This window comes from Mesorhizobium sp. USDA 4775 (genome assembly GCF_054062655.1).
The window spans coordinates 2027616-2048166 of sequence record NZ_JBSSFM010000001.1 but is presented as its reverse complement, the minus strand read 5'-3'; the positions used below and the strand labels follow the sequence as shown (position 1 = coordinate 2048166).

The 20551-nt window shown below is 62.4% G+C and carries 12 protein-coding genes and 1 tRNA gene; 2 read left to right on the top strand and 11 right to left on the bottom strand.

Annotation, left to right across the window (positions count from 1 at the left end; genetic code table 11):
- Positions 1-553 precede the first annotated feature (553 nt).
- The 4 genes from ACVILI_RS09905 to ACVILI_RS09890 all read right to left on the bottom strand — a co-directional run bounded on the left by ACVILI_RS09905 (position 554) and on the right by ACVILI_RS09890 (position 4687).
- A complete protein-coding gene (locus ACVILI_RS09905; protein ID WP_038644648.1) occupies positions 554-1348 on the bottom strand; it encodes a GNAT family N-acetyltransferase in 795 nt (264 codons plus the stop codon).
- Between the two features lie 1143 nt (positions 1349-2491).
- The gene (locus tag ACVILI_RS09900) at positions 2492-3739 is read right to left on the bottom strand and encodes an integrase (protein ID WP_457102424.1); all 1248 of its coding nucleotides are present in this window, start codon (positions 3737-3739) and stop codon (positions 2492-2494) included.
- Positions 3740-3796: 57 nt separating this feature from the next.
- Positions 3797-3873, bottom strand: a tRNA-His gene (locus ACVILI_RS09895).
- A 355-nt stretch (positions 3874-4228) separates the two neighbouring features.
- A complete protein-coding gene (locus ACVILI_RS09890; RefSeq protein ID WP_019860319.1) occupies positions 4229-4687 on the bottom strand; it encodes a phasin in 459 nt (152 codons plus the stop codon).
- Between the two features lie 250 nt (positions 4688-4937).
- Between ACVILI_RS09890 and ACVILI_RS09885 the strand changes: the two genes are divergently transcribed.
- Positions 4938-8936: a PAS domain S-box protein gene (locus ACVILI_RS09885; protein WP_240565063.1), complete on the top strand. Its 3999-nt coding sequence runs from the start codon at positions 4938-4940 to the stop codon at positions 8934-8936.
- A gap of 373 nt (positions 8937-9309) precedes the next feature.
- On the opposite strand, the gene ACVILI_RS09880 is transcribed toward ACVILI_RS09885, so the two are convergent.
- Entirely contained in the window at positions 9310-11274 is a 1965-nt protein-coding gene (locus ACVILI_RS09880) for an acetoacetate--CoA ligase (protein WP_457102423.1), read from the bottom strand.
- A gap of 197 nt (positions 11275-11471) precedes the next feature.
- Between ACVILI_RS09880 and ACVILI_RS09875 the strand changes: the two genes are divergently transcribed.
- Entirely contained in the window at positions 11472-13325 is a 1854-nt protein-coding gene (locus ACVILI_RS09875; RefSeq protein WP_038644644.1) for an AsmA family protein, read from the top strand.
- Between the two features lie 139 nt (positions 13326-13464).
- Here the strand turns inward: ACVILI_RS09875 and ACVILI_RS09870 are convergent, their stop codons facing one another.
- From ACVILI_RS09870 to ACVILI_RS09845, 6 genes are all read right to left on the bottom strand, one after another.
- Positions 13465-14283, bottom strand: a complete 819-nt coding sequence (locus ACVILI_RS09870) for an ABC transporter permease (protein WP_019860323.1) — start codon at positions 14281-14283, stop codon at positions 13465-13467.
- A complete protein-coding gene (locus ACVILI_RS09865) occupies positions 14280-15245 on the bottom strand; it encodes an ABC transporter permease subunit (protein ID WP_019860324.1) in 966 nt (321 codons plus the stop codon). The genes ACVILI_RS09870 and ACVILI_RS09865 overlap by 4 nt, the downstream gene beginning before the upstream one ends.
- Before the next feature lie 9 nt (positions 15246-15254).
- The gene (locus ACVILI_RS09860) at positions 15255-16397 is read right to left on the bottom strand and encodes an ABC transporter ATP-binding protein (protein ID WP_019860325.1); all 1143 of its coding nucleotides are present in this window, start codon (positions 16395-16397) and stop codon (positions 15255-15257) included.
- Between the two features lie 81 nt (positions 16398-16478).
- Positions 16479-17576: a polyamine ABC transporter substrate-binding protein gene (locus tag ACVILI_RS09855; protein WP_019860326.1), complete on the bottom strand. Its 1098-nt coding sequence runs from the start codon at positions 17574-17576 to the stop codon at positions 16479-16481.
- Positions 17577-17902: 326 nt separating this feature from the next.
- Entirely contained in the window at positions 17903-18856 is a 954-nt protein-coding gene (locus tag ACVILI_RS09850; protein WP_038644642.1) for a DMT family transporter, read from the bottom strand.
- Positions 18857-18992: 136 nt separating this feature from the next.
- Positions 18993-20441 (bottom strand): helix-turn-helix domain-containing protein, encoded by a 1449-nt coding sequence (locus tag ACVILI_RS09845; RefSeq protein WP_027047235.1) that lies wholly within the window; start codon positions 20439-20441, stop codon positions 18993-18995.
- Between the last annotated feature and the right edge of the window lie 110 nt (positions 20442-20551).

Here is a 20551-nt window from a genome sequence, read left to right as displayed (position 1 = left end):
TGTCGGAGATGCCGATGGTACCGTTGGCTGGGATCGATACTCTCACCAAGTTATTGTTTTTATTCTATTTTTTTCGTTAAAATGCCAAATTTGTATCACAATAGGTATCACAATATGTAGCACATTCTCGGCGAACTAACCGACCGCAGGCGAGTGTCGAAGCCAGGGCACCATCCTCGCACAGCATCGACACCTCGGCGTCCTGCTACCCACTCCGCTGCGCTGGGCTGAACACTCTTCATCCACATGAAATTGGTGGGCCCGGACGGTCACCGTTGCTACAGGAAATCAATACGTTAGCAGATGGTTCGCCAAGCCGTTTCCTTCGTATTCTCTCGTATGGTCTGGCGAACCAAAGCACCAGGAAGACGACTAGTTTCCATGCAAGCGCCTCAGTTCTATCCACAAAGAAGGTCACTTAGTGCATCTTGACCAAGCGCAATGAGCGCGGCCGGATTGGGGCCGAAAGCAGGCCGTCCGGTATCCGACTGCACCCGGAGACAAGCTGCCGTTTAGCTTGTGGCCCTACAACAAACGTTGGAGCACTGTTGAATTACCGCGTCAGACGTGGGCTCTGGCGAGGCGTTGCAATGCCGCAGACAAGCTCAGATTCGTGCCTTAGCCCGCACGCCTCCACCATCCGACGGGATGGTAAGTTCGTTGGTGAGATAAGCTCGTAGACGTGGGTCGCGTTGAGATCGCGGAATACGCTGACAATCATACGCGCGTTGACATAGCTGCCCAACCCTTTACCCCGCTGCGCTTCCGCCACAGCAACAAGCCCGCCCCAAGCATATTGGTGATAGGGGCTGAAGGAGTTGTGTGGCAGGTAGCCGTGAGCCGCTGCCACTACAGTGCCGTCCTTTTCACCAATCGTCATAGTGGATGCGGGGCCTACGCCGCCCGTCAGCATTGAGCCTGAAAACGGCACCACGCCCGCATCATTCATAAGGGTCTGAATTCTAGCCATGTCCCTACCCTGCGGGTCGGCCGGCCGCTCAAGCTCCCTAAATTCGTCCGGTAGACCATGTGACAGGATTGCCTCCGAAGCTGCGAGAGCGGAACGGCGATCAGCGAGGAAAACGTCCCATCTATCGAAGCGGAAACCCTGCGCTTCCAGATGGGACTGTAGCTTGTCCGCATTGCTGGATGGGATAAGACGGAAGCCGCAGACGCCGTCGCGATCGAGAAATTCAGCAATCCGTGCCCAGCCCAGTCGCTCGGGGTCGTCGCAGCCCATGGTACGCCCTGTCTGGCAGGCACCGGCTGTTACGTTGATGAACTCAGCACTCGCCTCCGCCTGGGCCTGCAGGCGCTGCTGTATCGGCGTGCCGAAATAGCCTGTCATGATTGTTCCCTCCGAGGGTTCAACCTACCCAGAGAGAAATAACTTGCCAAGCAACCGTCGCCACGAACGCTAGCCGTCCCATCGCAAACATGCGGAGCCATACGCATGGCCACGGCGCCTCAGCCGTCCCGTCTGTTCGGTAATTGGCACGGCCACCGGTTTCATCACGATGTATTGTGTCCGATCTAATCGGACACGTTATGGTCCACGAGCTAGGATCGCATCGAAATTGCAATCAACGAGTCGGCGACGCGGTCGAGGCGGCAGGAGTTGTCAGCGTTGGCGACGGCGCAGCCCTCGTCGCCGGCCAGATTACTGAATGGCGGCTTTGGCAACATAGAATCGCGGCACGAATGACTGACTTTGGGCGCAAAGCAGCCGTTAGCCGCCAAATCCATCCTAGTCAAAACGCGACATGCCTATGTCTGGCAAATGACCGATTTCCGCACATCGCCTAGGTGGCGCCCGAATCGCGGTCCGGAGGATGGTTTCGTGTACGGAAACCATGTGCGGAATTCTATTGTGCGGATATCGCTCCACAAACCAAACCTCACATGACCGTTCGACGGAATTTGTACGTGAGCCCTAGTGGGCGATGCCGACAATCCAGGCCGCAATTTCTCGTCAAATTGTTCCCAAGCCGAACCCGATATTCGAATTTCTACCGCAAGCGCATGTAGTTCAGCCTGGGGCGCGGCCCAAAAAGTTCGAGAGGCTTCAACTTGCTGTCAGGTCGCACCCCGGCGATAGCAAAAGAGCGCCTCCTCAATAGTGGGTTTTGCGATGTAGCGGTCTCCCGCTACCAATCCCCGACGGGCAAAGAGTGTGTCCCATTTTCAGGTCGCAGCCGCAGATTACAGCCGGAGCCGAACGCGGGCCTTCACTGCACCAGGAAAGTTCGCCTACGCATAAGGCATGTTGCATTCAGGGCCTTGCAGAAAGGCGAAGCCGTGAGGCGATACTCGCCCACGCCTCGACCAGTCACAGCACAGCGGATAGAGCGAGCGCTCGACCGCGTCGCCGAGATCATCGTGGCGAGAGGCGACCATGGTGAGGCGTGGCTCCCGCTATTCGACCACTTGGAACGCGCCCTGCAGGATCATCGAGCGAAGGAGGAACGCCTCGCCGCAGTGCGCCAACGTGTCATACAATCCCAGGATCGAACGGCAAAACGATCTTCATAAGTTCCTCTTGCCACATCTTCATGTCGCCGCCCTCGCCGTATTTCGGACGGTCGATCGTGTGGCCCATGAGCATGCGCCGAAGCTCCTCGTCCAGCCTACCGTTCTTCATGCGGTCCTCGAATGAATGGCGAAGTGAATAGACGGTGTGATTGTTGGTTGGGAACAAATTGTAGCTCTTGAAGTGCTTGTTGAGCAGGGCTGACAGCGACGCCTCGCGATCCTTGTACCGTGGGAAGCCCTTAGGATGCTTCTTGAACACCTCAAGCGCCACGCCGACCAACGGCACCTTGCGCACCGACGAGGCGGTCTTGATCTCTCGTGGATCATCGGGATCGTCGCGCGGCTCGAGTGAAATGTGCGGCACCTCATGATCAACATGGATGACACCGGCATGCAGGTTCGCGAGTTCACTCGGTCGGGCTCCCGTCTCAGCGAAGGCAAGCACGATTCCCCGCGCCTCCTCATTGAGTGCTGCAAGCGCGCCAGGCGCAAATATCTTGTCGCGAATCCAGACGGTCGGGAACGGCGGCCGACTGCGCTTCGACCTATCCGTGAATGACAGATCGGCGAATGGGTTTTTCTGTTCGGGGAAACCGAGATGGCGAAAGTAGTCGGCGTAGAGGGTTCGAAGGTTGCCCATGTTTCGGTTGCCTGTCGATGCCGAACGGTCCGCTCGCCCTTTTTCGGGTGCAACTCGGTCCAGCCAATATTTGTGCACCGCTCGCGCGTCGTCGCGCGAGATCTCGCTCATCGGCTTATCGGCGATCAGACCAATGAAGACATCGACGCTCATTTCGCGCTTTGCCTTCCAGCGCTTCTTTTGGTCAGGGCTTTTGGTGCGGATATCGTCGCGAGCAATCTCGTTGAAATACAGCTTCAGCGCTTCCGATATCTTATCGTCAGGGCGGGCGACCGCGCCGCCGACGGCGTCGACAAATGGTGATTTGGCAGGCTCCACTATTGTGCTCTCGACCCGCTGCAGGATCGTATCGAGCGGCTCGGCGACCAGGATCTCGGCGAGTGGCCGATAGACGAATCCCAGCGACTCGGCTCGCTTGATGACTTGGCGGTATCGGACACGCGCCGCCTGTGGATTTTCACCCAGCATCAGCGAAGCCCACAAAGCATTGTCAGCAGCCTCGTGGAGATCTCGGGCGGTGCGGGCCTTTATGCGGTCAGTAGTGTCGAGGGCGCGACGCACGAACACGCCACGCTCGTCCAGATCCCTGACCTCTCTGGGCACCCGCCGGTAGTAGAGTGACGATGGTACCGTTGGCTGGGATCGAACCAGCGACCTCCGGATCCACAATCCGGCGCTCTAACCAGCTGAGCTACAACGGCACATTTGCCTGAGCAGAATCTCTTCGGGAACTCGTCCTAAGCGATCCGCTCTGTCGTTCGGCGATGCGTCCATACGGGCTTATGGATTTTAATTCAAGGCTTTTGCGAAGCAAAGACCACTTCCCCACATGTGCCGCAACGGCGGCGGTTTCGCAGGGCAAAGAAAAAGGCCGGCGGGAGGAGGTGCCGGCCTTTTCCTGTTACGAGCCAGCGGGAGGAGGTGCTGGCTGGTCACCCCGGGGAGCAGAGGGAGGAGGTTCCACTCGCCGGGTATTTCTTAATGGCTACCATCATACGCCTGATCGTTTTTAAGAAAATGCGACCTTTTGTTGCATCCTCAGATCATGCGCAAATATTAGGCAGCCTTGATGTCCTTGATCGCCTTCTCGAAGGCGGTCTTGATCGGCTTGGAGACGTCTTCCGCCGCCTTGGAGGCAACAGCCTGGAAGTCCTTGGCCTGCTCGACCGTCAACTCGACGCGCTTGCGCAGGAAGGCGGTCTGCAGCTCGACGACTTCCGACAGCGACTTGGCGCCGATCAGGGCTTCGAGATGCGAGAAGCCGGCTTCGGCGTTGGCGCGCAGCGCCGCGATGGTCTTGAGCGACAGGTCGCTGGAAACAGTCTTGGCGGTCTCGTAGGTCGACTCCAGAGCCTTCTGGGTCTCCTCGGCGCCGGTCTTGAGCTTGGCATAGGCCTCTTTCGACTGCTCAACGCCCTTTTCGGCGAAGGCGCGGATCTGGTCGGTGGCCTTGGAAGCGTCGAAGCTCGGGAATTCAACGTTTTCGATCGTCTCGGCAGTTTTGGTCCTGGACATTTTCCATCCTTTTCAGCGGCAGCGGCTTTGACGGAAAGCCGTCTCGTTCAGTTATGATGGCAATATAAAGGCAAATTTTGTGCATTGCAATATCTTTGTTGCAGTGCACCATAAATTTCTTTCCGGCCGTTAACCAAAAGCCCAGAAACCAGCCTTTGCACGTTCTGGCTTGTGGACCTTCGCGGCTGCGGCTTTTATTAACAAAGCGTTAACTGCAAATTTCGCCGCTCCGTGAGGGTTCGCCAAGCGCATGCCGTCCGAATATTCCTTCCTCGACGTGGCCGTGCTCGACGCGGTGCGCCAGCGTTTTGCCGCCGGCGACGCGATCGCGATCCTGTCGGTGGATCTGGAGCAGGTAATCTGGGCCAATGGGCCGGGCGCCGCCGTGTTCGGCTATCCCGACATCGAGGCGATCATCGGGGCCTCGGCACAGCTGCCGCTGATCGCCCGCCGCCAGATCATGGCGACCAGCGGCTTTCCCGAGATCGGCAGCGATCGCGGCATCACCGTCAGGTTGGCGACCGGCATGACCAGCAGGACCGTCGGCTTCCAGGCAAGTGCCGTGACGCTGCCCGACGGCGAGAAGGCGATCATGCTGGCGGTGCCGGCGGCGCAGACAGGCTCGCGCGGAGCCGCCGAAATCGCCAGCCGGGCGATCAGCGGCTTCACCGAAGACGGCCATTTCATCGCCTTCATCGACGCCGGGGGCAATGTCGAGGCCGCGTCGGACGGCTTTTCGAAGCTCGGCATTCAGCCCGCGACGCTGGCCGCCCTGGTCGCCGATGTGGCCGCCGAGGGCGAACGCATCGTCAAGCGCCTCGTTCCGGGCGGCAACACCTCCTACCCCGCCGGGCTCGCGCGGCTGACGCCGGAGCGGCATCTCCTGGTTGTGATCGATGAGGATCAGCTCGAGGACAATGCGTCTATCTCAGAGGCTTCGGCAGAAGCCGCCCATAAGGTAACGGAAAGCACCGCCGCACAACCCGATCCTCATAAGGACAATCAACCGACGGCGGATGTTTCGCAGGCGGAGGCCGTCGAACGGTCAACTGGCACTGCCGAGATCGAGCCCGCCCCTTCCAAGCCGGCCGCTGAAGATCGGCCGGAACGGGCAACGCAAGAGATTTCGGAGCCGACCGGGCCAACACCGGTTGCCGCCGACAACGATCAGCCGACAGCGGGCGGCACGCCGCCACAGCACGATCACTGGTACTTCAATGTCGGCGAGGATGACGCGCGACCCGCACCTGGCGCGCCAGAAGCGAATAATGCGGTCCAAGCGACCGGCGCCGAGGCTCCCGTGGACAGCGCGAAGGAGAGCAAGCCCGCCTCCCCGGCAGCCCAGACCATGCCCCCAGTTCGGACAATAGACCGCTCGGCAGCGCCGCTGCGCTTCGTCTGGCGCACCGACGCCGAAGGCAAGTTCAGCGCACTGTCGCCGGAATTCGCCGACATTGTCGGCAAGCCGGCGGCCGACGTGATTGGCCGGCGCTTCAGGGATGTCGCAGCGGCCTTCGGCCTTGACGCATCCGGCGAGATCGCCGGCCTGCTGGAGCGGCGCGATACATGGTCCGGCCGCTCCGTGCTGTGGCCTGTCGTCGGCACCGACCTGAAGATCCCCGTCGACCTGGCGGCTTTGCCTGTCTATGGCCGCAGCCGCGCCTTCGAAGGTTTTCGCGGCTTCGGCGTTGCCCGGACCGGCGATGCGATCGTCGATCCGGAAGCCATCGGCATGGCCCTGGTGCCCAATGGCGAGCAGCCGGCTACGCCGGAACCGGAAGCCGTCGAACCTCCCGCTGAAGAGCCGAAGGCGGACGAGTCGAAGGCCGAGGAACCAGATGCAGCGGACCCGTTCAAGGGCGAGGTGCCCGCGCTGACCATCGTGCCGAAACAGGAACGGCGCTTTGCCGACAAGGTCATCCGCCTGGCCGAACACCGGCAGCCGGCCAACGACAAGGGGCTGTCGACGCTGGAACGCAGCGCCTTCCGTGAGATCGGCGAGCGGCTGAAGAAGGACAGTGCGCCGGCCGAGCCGCCGGAAGCCGACAAGCCCGGCATCGAAAGCCCGCCGAAACCGGAGCCCGGCACACCGGCTGAGCCAGCGGCTGAAACAGCCGTGGAGGCCCCGGCCGCCAAGACGGAAACTCCGATCGAGGCGGTCTCCGATGTTGCGTCGACGCCAGACGCCGCCCCGGATCAGGCGCCGGCCGAGACCGGCGAAATCCCGGTGGCGGAACCGGAGAGCGACGCGGTACGGGCCGAGCCGTCCGAGACCGACGCCGAGGACGAGGCGGATCTCGCACGGCTCGACGGCGCTCATCCCGACGACGTGGTTCGCCAGGAGGATAGTGACACGCCGGCCGGCGCGACAGGCTCGCTGCTCAGCTATGCCGAGGCGAGCCCCGTCGCGGACAATGACGCGCCCACGGCCTCTGAACCGGTCCCCACAGAATCGGAAAGTGCCGAGCCCGCCGCAATCGACGATGAACCGGCAGTTGCAGAGGCCGGACATGTCGGGACCGACGACGATGACAGCATGACGTCAGCCGATTTTCGCGATGCCGAGGACAGTGAGGACTGGGTCGACGGCGCGAAAACCGCTGCCGCCGATGAGCAGGCCGCAACATTCGGCGGCGAAACCGCCAAAGCGGCCAACGCCGTCGGGAGCCCGGCCGAACGGCCGCGCCTGAAAGTGCCGCCGCTCAAGACCGAAGGGATCGTGCCGTCGGCCTTTTCCGTCGGTGACGAAGGCAAGACTCCAGACACTTCGCTGCTCGGCAAGCTGCCGGTGCCGCTGCTCATCCATTCGGGCGATCAGTTGCATTATGCCAACGAGGAGTTCCTCGACCTGACCGGTTACGACACGCTCGATGACCTCGAGGATGCCGGTGGCCTCGGTGCGCTGTTTGCCGATCCCTATGCCGATGACGGCACCTCCGACGGCAGCGACCGGGCACTGCGGCTGAAAACGCGCGATGGCCAGGAATTCCCGATCGACGCCATCCTGCGCTCCGTTCCCTGGCGCGACGGCAAGGCGCTGATGCTGGTCGTGCGCCGTACCGGTGATGATGACGCGCCCGCAGCCCTGCACTTGGTCGGCGAAGAGCCGACGCAACCCGACATTTCCGAGCTCAAGGCCCGCATCGCCGAGATGCGCACCATCATCGACACCGCCACCGACGGCGTCGTGCTGATCGGCAGCGACGGCACCATCCGCTCGATCAGCCGCCCGGCCGAAGCGCTGTTCGGTTTCGACAGCGACGAGGTGACCGGCAAGCCCTTCGCCTCGCTGTTTGCCATCGAAAGCCAGCGCGCGGCGCGCGACTATCTCACCGGGCTTTCCGAACCCGGCGTGGCGAGCGTCATGAATGACGGCCGCGAGGTGATCGGGCGCGAGGCGCAGGGGCGCTTCATCCCGCTGTTCATGACCATCGGCCGGCTGCCCAATGACAGCGGCTTTTGTGCCGTCGTGCGCGACATCACGCAGTGGAAGCGAGCCGAGGAAGACCTCACCCAGGCGCGCGCGGTGGCCGAACGGGCGTCCTCGCAGAAGACCGATTTCCTTGCACGCATCAGCCACGAGATCCGCACGCCGCTCAATGCCATCATCGGCTTTTCCGAATTGATGGTCGACGAGAAGTTCGGGCCGGTCGCCAATGACCGCTACCGCGACTATCTGCGCGACATCAATCGCTCGGGCAACCATGTGCTCGACCTGGTCAATGACCTGCTCGACATCTCGAAGATCGAGGCCGGCCAGCAGGAAATGGCCTATGAGGCGGTCTCGCTCAACGACACGCTGGCCGAGACCGTGGCGATGATGCAGCCGCAGGCCAACCGCGAACGCGTCATCATCCGCTCCAGCTTCGCCTCGCGGCTGCCGGAGGTGGTGGCCGACCTGCGCAGCGTGCGCCAGATCGCGCTCAACATCCTGTCCAACGCCATCCGCTACACCCAGGCCGGCGGCCAAGTGATCGTCTCGACCGCCTATGAGACTTCAGGCGACGTCGTCATGCGGGTGCGCGACACCGGCATCGGCATGAGCCAGGCCGAGATCGAACAGGCGCTCAAGCCGTTCAAGCAGATCAACGCGCTGAAGCGCGGCCGCGGCGACGGCACCGGCCTTGGCCTGCCGTTGACCAAGGCGATGGTGGAAGCAAACCGCGCCCGCTTCACCATCAATTCGACGCCCGGCGAAGGCACGCTGGTGGAAGTGGCTTTCCCCTCGACCCGGGTGCTGGCGGAGTAGAGCAATTCCAAGAAAAGTGTGAGCGGTTTTCCCGGGAGAAGCGCGTAGCGCTTTTCGCTTGGGAATTGCGTCAAAAAAATGAGTTAGAGCGGTTCGCCGTTTCCGTGAAATGGCGAACCGCTCTAACAAGCCCAAAAGAAAAGGCGCCCTGGAGGACGCCTTAAGAGATGGGATTGCTGTCACAACGGGGGCTTGAGCGAATTCAGATCCTCCGGGGGCTGAGGAACGGGATTTCTCCCTCAAGTTACATGCGACTATCGGGGCCGGGCCTTAACAAGTCCTTACCGGCTCGCCGAAAAATTTACGAATGTGTACCACTCGTGAAATCTAGGTAAATTCCCGCGACATGTTTCGTTAACCATGCCGGTCGGGATCATTCGGCAAGCTGCGGCAGGTTCCTGAACAGCTCCAGCGCTTCCGGGTTGGCGAGCGCTTCCTTGTTCTTGATGGCGCGGCCATGCACGACGTCGCGCACGGCGAGTTCGGTGATCTTGCCCGACTTGGTGCGCGGGATGTCGGTGACGGCGACGATCCTGGCCGGTACGTGACGCGGGCTCGCCCCGCTGCGGATCTTGGCGCGGATGCGTTTCTCCAGATCCTCGTCCAGTTCGGCGCCCGCGGCCAGCCGCACGAACAGCACGACACGCACGTCATTGTCGAAATCCTGGCCGATGCACAGCGCTTCGAGGATTTCCGGCATCTGTTCGACCTGGTTGTAGATCTCCGCCGTGCCGATGCGCACCCCGCCCGGATTGAGCGTGGCATCCGAGCGGCCATGGATGATCATGCCGCCATGCGCCGTCCATTCAGCGAAATCGCCATGGCACCAGACATTGTCGAAACGCTCGAAATAGGCAGCCTGGTATTTCTTGCCGTCGGGGTCGTTCCAGAAGCCGATCGGCATCGACGGAAACGCCTTGGTGCAGACCAGTTCGCCCTTCTCCTGCCGGATCGGCTTGCCGTCGTCGTCCCAGACATCGACGGCCAGGCCAAGGCCAGGTCCCTGGATCTCGCCGGTCCAGACAGCTTGCGTCGGCACGCCGAGCACGAAGCAGGAGACGATGTCGGTGCCCCCGGAAACCGAGGCGAGATGCACGTCCTTCTTGATGCCGTCATAGACGAAGCGGAAATCCTCGGGCGACAGCGGCGAACCGGTGGAGGAGATCGCCCGCACTGTCGACAGGTCATGGCTGCCGATCGGCTTGAGGCCGGCCTTGCGCACGGAATCGATGAACTTGGCCGAGGTTCCGAAGAAGGTCATCTTCTCGGCATCGGCGAAGTCGAACAGCACATTGCCGTCGGGGTAGAAGGGCGAGCCGTCATAGAGCAGCAGCGTCGCCCCGGAAGCCAGGCCCGACACCAGCCAGTTCCACATCATCCAGCCGCAAGTGGTGAAGTAGAAGAAGCGGTCGCCGTCGACGAGGCCGGCATGCAGCCGATGTTCCTTGACATGCTGGATCAGCGTCCCGCCGGCCGAATGGACGATGCATTTGGGGATGCCGGTGGTTCCTGATGAAAACAGGATGTAGAGCGGATGCGAGGGGGAAAACGGCAGAGGCTCGAAGCTGACTGGCTTGGCGGCGAAGGGCGACAGCGCCTCTTCCATCGCCACCGCCTTGTCGATGGTTGCTGCCACATCGGCCGAGGTGCCGAGATAATCGACAAGCAGCACCTTGCGGACACTGCCGAGCTTGGCCGCGACCGCGGCGACCTTGTCGGCGACCTCGATCGCCTTGCCATTGTACCAATAGCCGTCGGGCGCGATGAAGATGACGGGCTCGATCTGGCCGAACCGGTCGAGCACGCCCTGTTCGCCGAAATCGGGGGAGCAGGACGACCACACCGCGCCGATCGAGGCGGCGGCCAGCATGGCGGCGACGGTCTCGGGCATGTTGGGCATCATCGCCGCGATGCGGTCGCCCTTCTTGACCTTGAGCGACAGGAAAAGCTGCTGCAGGCGCGAGACCAGGCCATGCAGCTGGTTCCAGGACAGCCGCCGCTCCACCTTGTCCTCGCCGCGAAAGACGATCGCCTCGCCCGCGCCGGTTTTCTTCAACAGGTTCTCGGCGAAATTCAACGTCGCGTCGGGAAAGAAGGAGGCACCGGGCATCCTGTCGCCATCGGCCAGCAGGCGCTCGCCCTTTTCACCGACAATGCCGGAAAAGTCCCAGACCAGGCTCCAGAACCCTTCGCGATCCTCGACCGACCAGCGGTGAAGGTCGCCGTAGGACGCGAATGTGGCGCCGGCTTCCGCCTCCGCCGCCTTCAGGAAAGCAGTTAATGGCGAAGCGTCGATCCGGTCTTGCGTCGGGGTCCAGAGCGGTACTTCGGCAGCCATGATCGATCCTCCCACGGTCGTCATCGCTTATGCATATTGCAGCGCAGCAGAGCAAGATTTTGTTGGGCCGAAGCGCTCAGGTGTGCGCAAATGCCATCGCCGGGCCATAAAGACTTGAAATGCCTCAGTCCTAAGTCGTAGTGACGACTGGGGTTTTACGTCAGGCGATTAATCGGAACGGAAGCATATAGGGCGAGATGCCATCATCCTTGATCCGCCGCGGAGTATGGGCGATCGGCGCTGCCGTGATCGTCATCGCTCTGGTGGTCGCAGCCCTGCCGCTGATCGCCTCGACGCGCATCGTGCGCGATCGCATCGCCTGGGAAATGAGCGCCTGGAGCGGCTTCCGGGTCGCCATCGAAGGCTCGCCGCGCATCGAGGTCTGGCCGAAATTCCGGGCGATCCTGACCGATGTCACGCTTTCGAAATGGACGGACGCCGACGCGCCGCCGGTCGTCGAAGCCGAACGCGTCGAAATCGACCTATCGGCGATGGCGGCGTTGCAGGGCGATGTGGTGTTTTCCACGGCGCGGCTGGTGCGGCCGACGATCCGGGTCCAGCGGACCGCGGACGGCCTGTTCCTGCCCACCGCGCCGACCGGTGGGCGCATCGCGCGCTCCATCGACACGGCACGTGGCGTGGTCAGTGCCGACCCCGCCAAACCCAACCTGGACAAACTGCCGACAGATGCCTTCGGCACGGTTGAATTCAGGGACGGCCGCATGGTGGCTTCCGTCAACGGCAAGGACGTGGAGATCCTGAGCAGCCTTAGCGGCCAGGCGACCTGGGCGGCGATGAACAGCAATGCGACGCTGTCGGCAACCGGAATCTGGCGCGGCGAAAGCGTCGCCCTCGACGCTGCCTCACAGAAGCCGCTTGTGCTGTTTGCCGGCGGTGTGGCGCCGCTCACCCTGTCTTTCAAGGCAGCTCCCGCCACCTTCTCATTCGACGGCACGGCCAGCATGTCGGAGAACGCCTATTTCGACGGCCAGGTGAAGTTCGCGGCACCCTCATTGCGCCGTGTGCTGGAATGGTCGCAGGCCGGTATCGCGCCAAGTGCCGCGATCGGCTCGGTCAGCATTTCGAGCAAGGTCACGGCGTCGGCCGGACGCGTCAAGTTCGAGAACACCGCGCTGACGCTGGACAACAATCCGGGCATGGGCGCGCTCGACCTGTCGCTTGGCGACGCCCAACCCGTGATCTCGGGCACGCTCGCCTTCGACACGCTCGACCTCAGATCGTTTCTGTCCGCCTTTACCCCGCTCGGACCAGCGAGCGGGACCGGCCCAGGTGACGTGGAGGCAAGTTTCGCCGACCGGGTCAATCTGGATCTGAGGCTGTCGGCGGCGCACGCCACGGCCGGCACGATCCAGCTTGCCGATGTCGCCGCCACCGCCCAGGTCAAGGACGGTCTTTCCGTCTTCGATATCTCCGACGCCTCGGCCTTTGGCGGCAACATCCAGACCAGTCTTCGTTTCGACCGCAAGCCCGAGGGCACACAGGTAGAGATCCGGCTGCTTGCGTCCGATGTCGATGGCGGCGCGTTCGGCACGGCGGCCGGCATGACCGGGCTGGTGCCGGTCGGCACAGGCACCGTTTCTGTCATCCTCAAGGGACCGGGCAGGACCTGGGATTCGATCTTTGAAAACGCCGACGGCTCGGTCTCGGCGACCTTCGGTCCCGGCGCACTCAGCAAGTTCAACCTGCCGGCCTTTCTCAAGCATACCGAACAGGGCGGCTTCTTCGCGCTCGACGACGTCTCGGACGGCACGCTGCCGATCGACGGCGCCGAAGTGAAAGCGACCATTTCGCGCGGCGTGGCGAGGCTGGACAAGGCCGAGGCCAATTCGGCGAAATACAAGATCTGGCTTTCCGGCATCGCCTCCTATGCGGGGCGCGGGCTGGCGCTGTCCGGCGGCGTTATCCAGCCGGACCAGGCGGCGGCGCAGAAGACCGGCCAGCAAGGCCCCAACCAGTCGTCCTTCTTCGTCGGCGGAACCTGGAGCACGCCGTTCATTTCGCCGATAAGCCGTGGCGTTTCGGGCGAATAGAAGCGCGCTTACGTTTCGCTGGGCATCAAACAGGCTTCACCCTCGGGTCAGGCCCGAGGGCATGCTTTTCGGGATCATGCTTCCGTTCAGTTGAGCATGATCTTGTCCGAAAACCGGCTTCCACTTTTCGGGATCATGCTCAGCCGCGTTGCGCCGCCTGTTCGTCGAGCTGGCGCTGCACCTCACGACGCTTGTTGGCGATCGAAGCGATGATGACGCCGACCGCGACGACGGCGATCAGGATGGTGCAGGCGGCATTGATCTCCGGCGTCACGCCGAGACGGACCTGGCTGTAGATCTTCATCGGCAGCGTCGTGGCGCCCGGTCCCGAGGTGAAGGAGGCGATGACCAGATCGTCGAGCGACAGCGTGAAGGCCAGCATCCAGCCGGATACGATCGCCGGCAGGATGACCGGCAGCGTGATCTGGAAGAAGGTCTTGGCCGGCGTTGCGCCGAGATCCATCGCCGCCTCCTCCAGCGACCGGTCGAAGGAGACCAGGCGCGACTGCACGACGACCGCCACGAAGCACATCGTCAGCGTGATGTGGGCGAGCGTCACCGTGAAGAAGCCGCGGTCGAGGCCGACGGCAACGAAAAGCAGCAGCAGCGACAGGCCGGTGATGACTTCCGGCATGACGAGCGGTGCGAAGACCATGCCGGAAAACAGCACCCTGCCGCGGAACCGCGTGTAGCGCGTCAGGGTGAGCGCCGCCAGCGTGCCCAGCACGGTCGCCACGGTGGCCGAAATGACGCCGACACGCGCCGTCACCCAGGTGGCGTCCATCAAGCCCTGATTGTGGAACAGCGACACGTACCATTTGGTCGAGAAGCCGCCCCAGACGGTGACGAGCTTGGATTCGTTGAAGGAGAAGACGATGAGCAGCACGATCGGCAGGTACAGGAAGGCAAAGCCAAGCACGATCGAGGTGACGTTGAAGCGGCTCCAGGTCGCGTTCATTTGCCCTGCTCCTGGGCACGCGCCTGTGCCTGCTGGAAAAGCATGATCGGCACGGTGAGCAGCAGAAGCAGGATGACGGCGACGGCCGACGAGACCGGCCAGTCACGGTTGGCGAAGAACTCGTTCCACAGCGTCTTGCCGATCATCAGCGTCTGCGATCCGCCGAGCAGGTCGGGAATGACGAACTCGCCGACGGCAGGGATGAACACCAACAGGCAGCCGGCTATGACGCCCGGCAGCGACAGCGGGAAGGTGATCTTCCAGAAAGCCGCGGTCGGCGGGCAGCCCAGATCCTTGGCCGCCTCGATCAGCGAGTAATCCATCTTTTCCAGTGACGAATAGAGCGGCAGCACCATGAAGGGCAGGTAGGAATAGACGATGCCGATGAATATCGCCGTATAGGTGTTGAGGATGACCAGCGGCTGGTTGATGATGTGCAGCGACAAGAGCAGCTGATTGAGCAGGCCCTCAGGCTTCAGAATGCCGATCCAGGCATAGACCCGGATCAGGAACGACGTCCAGAACGGCAGGATGACCAGCATCAGCAAGGTCGGGCGGATGGTCGCCGGCGCGCGTGACATGCCATAGGCGATGGGGTAGCCGACGATCAGCGTCAGCACGGTCGAGATCGCGGCAATGATGACGCTCGTCACATAGGCCTTGAAATAGAGCGCGTCCTGCGTCAGCCAGACATAGTTGTCGAAGTTGAGGTCGCGAAACCCGGCAAAGAAGCCGGAGACGCCGTCGCTGAAGTCGAGCACCGGCGTGTAGGGCGGCATGGCGATCGCCGTCTGCGACAATGAAATCTTGAAGACGATGACGAAGGGGATAAGGAAGAAGAACAGCAGCCACAGGTAGGGGACGATGATGACGAGCCGATTGACGAAACCGGCACCCAGCCGCGTCAGGAAAGGCTTGGCAGTCGATGGCGCGGCGGCATCGGCGACAGCGATGTTGGACATATCAGCCCCCTACCGCGCCAGCACGACGCCGGCATCGGGCCGGAATGACACCCAGGCGCGATCGTTCCAGGTCAGCGGATCCTCGGTCACGCGCGCCGCGTTCAAGGCGCTTGCCCGCACGATCTGCCCATCGTCGAGCCTGATGTGGTAGACGGTCATGTCGCCGAGATAGGCAACGTCATAGACCTCGCCTTCCATCGCGTTGACGGCATCGGCCGGCTTCTTCGACGAGACCTTGATCTTCTCCGGCCTGATGGCGAAGACGATATCGGCATTGGGCGCGGCCACGGCACCGCCATTCTCGACGACGATCTGGGCTCCGCTCGCTCCGGTTATGCGGGTGGTATTGGCCGACCGCTCGGCGACCTTGCCCTCGAACATGTTCACATTGCCGACGAAATGGGCGACGAAGCGCGAGGCCGGGGCTTCGTAGACTTCCGCAGGCGTCGCCACCTGCATGACCTCGCCCTTGTCCATGATGGCGATGCGATCTGCCATGGTCATCGCTTCTTCCTGGTCGTGGGTGACGACGACGAAGGTGAGACCAAGCTCCTGCTGCAGGTCCATCAGTTCGAACTGGGTCTCCTCGCGCAGCTTCTTGTCGAGCGCGCCGAGCGGCTCGTCGAGCAGCAGCACCTTCGGCCGCTTGGCGACCGAGCGGGCGAGAGCGACGCGCTGGCGCTGGCCGCCGGAGAGTTGGTGCGGCTTGCGCTTGGCGAACTGCTCGAGCTTGACCAGCTTCAGCATCTCGGCGACGCGCTTTTCGATATCGGGCTTGGGCATGCCTTCCTGCTTGAGGCCGAAGGCGATGTTGTTCTCCACCGTCATATGCGGGAACAGCGCATAGGACTGGAACATCATGTTGACCGGCCGGCGATAGGGCGGGATGCCGCGCAGATCCTGGCCATCGAGCAGGATGCGGCCGGCCGTCGGTTCCTCGAAACCGGCGAGCATCCGCAGCAGCGTCGACTTTCCGCAACCCGAGGCGCCGAGCAGGGCGAAGAACTCGCGCTCGAAGATGGTCAGCGACAGATTGTTGACGGCGGTGAAGTCACCGAACTTCTTGGTGACGTTGTCGAACTGGATGTATGGCTTGGCGTTCGGGTCGTTCCATGGCGCGAAATCCCTGCGGATGCTGCCAAGCGATTTCATATCCCCACTCCGTTCTGTTTCTTGCTTCGTGCCCCAAAAAACGCGACCCCGGCAGCTGTCCGCCGAGGTCGCTTCAGATGCTTATTGGCCGGTGACGATCTTGGTCCAGGTACGCGTGATGACGCGCTGGGCCTTGGGATCGTACGGCTGGACCGTATAGAGCTTCTGCACCGTCGCTTCGTCCGGATAGATTGACGGATCGTCCAGGATCGCCTTGTCGACGAACTGCTGCGAAGCCTTGTTGCCGTTGGCGTAGAGCACGAAGTTTGAAGACTTGGCGATGACTTCGGGCTTCATCATGTAGTTGATGAATTCATGCGCCTCGGCGACATGCGGCGCATCAGCGGGGATCGCCATCTGGTCGAACCATATCTGGGCGCCTTCCTTCGGCACGGAATAGCCGATCTCGACACCCTGCTTGGCCTCCTGGGCGCGGTTGCGGGCCTGGAAGACGTCCCCAGAGAAGCCGATAGCCAGGCAGATGTCGCCGTTGGCCAAGGCGTTGATATATTCGGACGAGTGGAATTTCCTGATAAAGGGGCGGACCTTCATCAGGGCTTCCTCGGCCTTGGCGATATCGTCGGGCGAGGTGCTGTTCGGGTCGAGGCCGACATATTTCAGCGCCGCCGGAATGATGTCGGCCGGCGAATCCAGCACATAGACGCCGCAATCCTTCAGCTTGGCGAGACTTTCGGGATTGAAGAACACATCCCAGCTGTCGATCTTGTCGGTGCCGAGCGCGGCCTGCACTTTCTTGACGTTATAGCCGATGCCGACGGTGCCCCACATGTAGTTGACCGAGTATTCGTTGCCGGGATCGTACTTGGCGGTGCGTTCCGAAATGACGTCCCACATGTTGGAGATGTTCGGCAGCTTCGACTTGTCGAGCTTCTGGAAGACGCCGGCCTGGATCTGGCGGGCAAGGAAATTGCCGCTGGGTACGACGACGTCGTAGCCGCTACCGCCGGCAAGCAGCTTCGTTTCCAGGATCTCGTTGGAATCGAAGGTGTCGTAGACGACCTTGATGCCGGTCTGCTTGGTGAAGTCCTCGATGACGGAGCTGTCGATGTAATCCGACCAGTTAAAGACGTTGACGACACGGTCCTCGGCATGGCCGGCAGGTGTGAACAATGTCAGAAATACCGAGGTCGCCGAAAGCCAGAGCGCTTTGCGGATCATGCTATTCTCCTTTGGTGAGTGTTCCATCGCCGGCTCGTCGCGACATGTGCGCGACCGGGCATTTGTTTCAGACTTTTGAGCTTTCCAGGGGACAACAAGCGCCGATTGGCGCGACGGCCGCGGCCGCGCAATCGTCCGAGGCTGGAAGGAATCGCGGTGCCGTCAGAAGCTTTCGCCGCCGCGCGGACAGAAATATAGAAATATGGAGCGGTCTCGATCGGGCCGCCGGGGAGACTTGGCAAGATACGCCTGTCTTGTTGTTGCTGTGGACCCAGCCTGCCCGGGCGGCAGCAACATTGTCAATGGCAAAGCTTCAGCGGCCCGCATCAATTCGGCGACGGCACTCCGGTGACCCCTGCCCGCCGCGGCCGTGCCTGGCGCTTGAATTCGAGCCCGATATGGACGAGCAGCGCCGTGACCACCACGGCGCCGCCGATGATGGTGCGGCCGGACGGCACCTCGGAATGGATGAGCCAGACCCATATCGGCCCAAGGATCGGCTCGAAGGTGCCGAGCAGTGCCGCGACGGCGGCCGGGATCAGCCGCGCGCCAGTTGCGAAGAAGGCGAGACCGATGCCGAGATTGACCACGCCGAAAGCGAAGAGAAAACCCATGTTGCCCGCTGAAACCGCGAAGGTCGACGCCTGCGAGGCGGCAAAGCCCGCGGCCAGGAACGTGCCGAGACAGGTCGCCGGCGTCATCCGCACACTGGCGAACCGCCTTGTGATGACGGTCGCGATCGAGAACATGAACGCGATCAGCAGCGCCAGCCCGTCGCCTATGGGCGAGACGGCGCCATTGAGTGATTCCGACACCATGATGGCAACGCCGGCAATGACGGCGGCAATCGCCACCCAAGTCACGGCACTGACCCGTTCGCGAAACAAGGCCCAGGCCAACAGCGCCGCCAGAAGCGGCACACCGGCTTGCATCAAAAGGATATTGGCGACGGTGGTGTAGGCGAGCGCCACGACGAAGGCGGTCGATGCGATGGCGAAACAGAAGCCGACGGCAAGGCCAGGCAGGCCCATGTCACGAAACGATTTCAGCATGCCGCGCCAGCCGTCACGCCAGGTCATGAACAGGAGCAGGAAGGCGGCGGCCCAGACGGAGCGCCAGAAAATAACCGTCCAGCTGTCGCCAACGGTGATGAAGCGGGCGATGGTGCCGCCGAAACTCCACATCAGCGCCGACAGGAAGACCAGAAGCATGCCGACACGTTCCTCGCGCGGCGAGGAGGTCGATGCAACAAGGCCCGGCGATGATGCTGCGTCTGTCATGGGCGCGAGTGTCGAGCTTTTGTGGACGGGACGATGCGCAAGGGACGACAAAAAACTGCTCTGTTCGCGTAACGCAAAGACTAAAGCCGCGGGTGATCCAGACACCGGCGACGATTGTGGCACGTTTGTTCTCGCATTACTGGAAGTCGAAAGCGCTCAGGCCCGTCACCATCTCGTCGAGGCCAAGCGGACGCGTCACCGGCGGTTCGGCCCGCGCCAGGCAGCCGACGCGCTCGCAAAGCCGGCAGGCGGGTCCGACCGGCGTCGCCGCGACGGCGCCTTGTCCAGCCCTAGCACCGACCACGGCGCCGGGCAGCGCCGCGCCATAGACGATGTCGTCGCGAAAGCCGATGTCGCAACCAAGCAGCAGCGCCGTGCGGCGTGGGCGCTCCGCGAACGCGCCCTGCGGCCCTTCCAGCGTGCGGGCGATGCACAGGAACTCGGCGCCGTCAGGCATTTCCACCGCTTCGACGAAAACCTGACCCGGCTGGGTGAAGGCGGCATGCACGGGCAGCTTGGGGCAACCGCCACCAAAGCGGCTGTGCGGAAAGCCCTGGCTGCCGGCCCTGCGAAAACGGTTCCCCGCATTGTCGACCTCCAGCATGAAGAACGGCACGCCCGGTGCGCCCTGCCGCTGCAGCATGGTCAGCCGGTTCGCGGCCTGCTCGAAAGAGACGCCGAAGCGCGAGCGCAGGACATCGATGTCGTAGCGGGCGCGGATGGCGGCGGCATGAAAGGCCTGGTAGGGCATCATCAGCGCATGCGCGGCATAGCGGCCGAGCTCGAAACGTGCGAGGCGGCGGGCTTCGTCGGTGGTCAGCTTGAGCGCCTGGATCTCGCCGGCGACCGCGACCGTCATGCGGATCAGGCAGGCCTCCATCGCCACTTCGCGTAGCTGGTCGAACGGCGACAGCCTCTCGGACAGGAACAGGCGCTGCGAATGGCGGTCGTAGCGACGGCGCCAGTTCGGCATGGTGGCGACCGGCAGCACTTTGACCACGATGCCGTATTCGCGCTTCAGCCATGCCTTCAACGCACCGAACAGATCGTCGCCGGGATCGAGCACCGCGGTGAACGCCTCGGCCTCTTCCTCAAGTGCCGTAAAATGGTTCGGCCGCCGCTCGAAGGTCTCATGCACCTCGTCGATTGGCAGGCGAGCGCCGGATAGCGCGGTCGCCCGCCCTTCGCGCGCCAGGAGTTCATTGAGGTCTGACAGTCGCTCGGCCTGCTCGCGATAGGCGCGAAACAGTTTTATCACCGCCGCGGACGCATTGGGCGCTGCCTCGGCAAGTTCGATCAACTCCTGGTCTCCCGGCAATTCGCCAACCAGCAGCGGATCGGTGAACACTTCCTTCAAGGCCGCGACCGACCCCCTCGCCTCGCCCTGCAGCTCATGCGGGTCGACCTTGTAGACTGAGGCCAGTTTCAGGATCAGCTGCACCGTCAGCGGCCGCTGGTTGCGCTCGATCAGGTTGAGGTAGGACGGCGAGATGCCGAGCCCTTCCGCCATCGCCGTCTGGGTTAGGCCCTTGGCGTTGCGAATGCGGCGGATGCGCGGCCCGGCGAAAATCTTCTGCTCAGCCATCAACTGCTCTTGACAGGAATTTACACGACATTCGCGGCATCCCATTGCCAGTGAGTTTTACAACTATGACAAATTTACAGCAAGCCTCTGTCAAACACAACACAGGTTTT

Coding starts and splice junctions, on each gene's coding strand:
- ACVILI_RS09905 (WP_038644648.1), bottom strand. CDS start 1,348: ATGACAGGCTATTTCGGCACGCCGATACAGCAGCGCCTGCAGGCCCAG.
- ACVILI_RS09890 (WP_019860319.1), bottom strand. CDS start 4,687: ATGTCCAGGACCAAAACTGCCGAGACGATCGAAAACGTTGAATTCCCG.
- ACVILI_RS09885 (WP_240565063.1), top strand. CDS start 4,938: ATGCCGTCCGAATATTCCTTCCTCGACGTGGCCGTGCTCGACGCGGTG.
- ACVILI_RS09880 (WP_457102423.1), bottom strand. CDS start 11,274: ATGGCTGCCGAAGTACCGCTCTGGACCCCGACGCAAGACCGGATCGAC.
- ACVILI_RS09875 (WP_038644644.1), top strand. CDS start 11,472: ATGCCATCATCCTTGATCCGCCGCGGAGTATGGGCGATCGGCGCTGCC.
- ACVILI_RS09870 (WP_019860323.1), bottom strand. CDS start 14,283: ATGAACGCGACCTGGAGCCGCTTCAACGTCACCTCGATCGTGCTTGGC.
- ACVILI_RS09865 (WP_019860324.1), bottom strand. CDS start 15,245: ATGTCCAACATCGCTGTCGCCGATGCCGCCGCGCCATCGACTGCCAAG.
- ACVILI_RS09860 (WP_019860325.1), bottom strand. CDS start 16,397: ATGAAATCGCTTGGCAGCATCCGCAGGGATTTCGCGCCATGGAACGAC.
- ACVILI_RS09855 (WP_019860326.1), bottom strand. CDS start 17,576: ATGATCCGCAAAGCGCTCTGGCTTTCGGCGACCTCGGTATTTCTGACA.
- ACVILI_RS09850 (WP_038644642.1), bottom strand. CDS start 18,856: ATGACAGACGCAGCATCATCGCCGGGCCTTGTTGCATCGACCTCCTCG.
- ACVILI_RS09845 (WP_027047235.1), bottom strand. CDS start 20,441: ATGGCTGAGCAGAAGATTTTCGCCGGGCCGCGCATCCGCCGCATTCGC.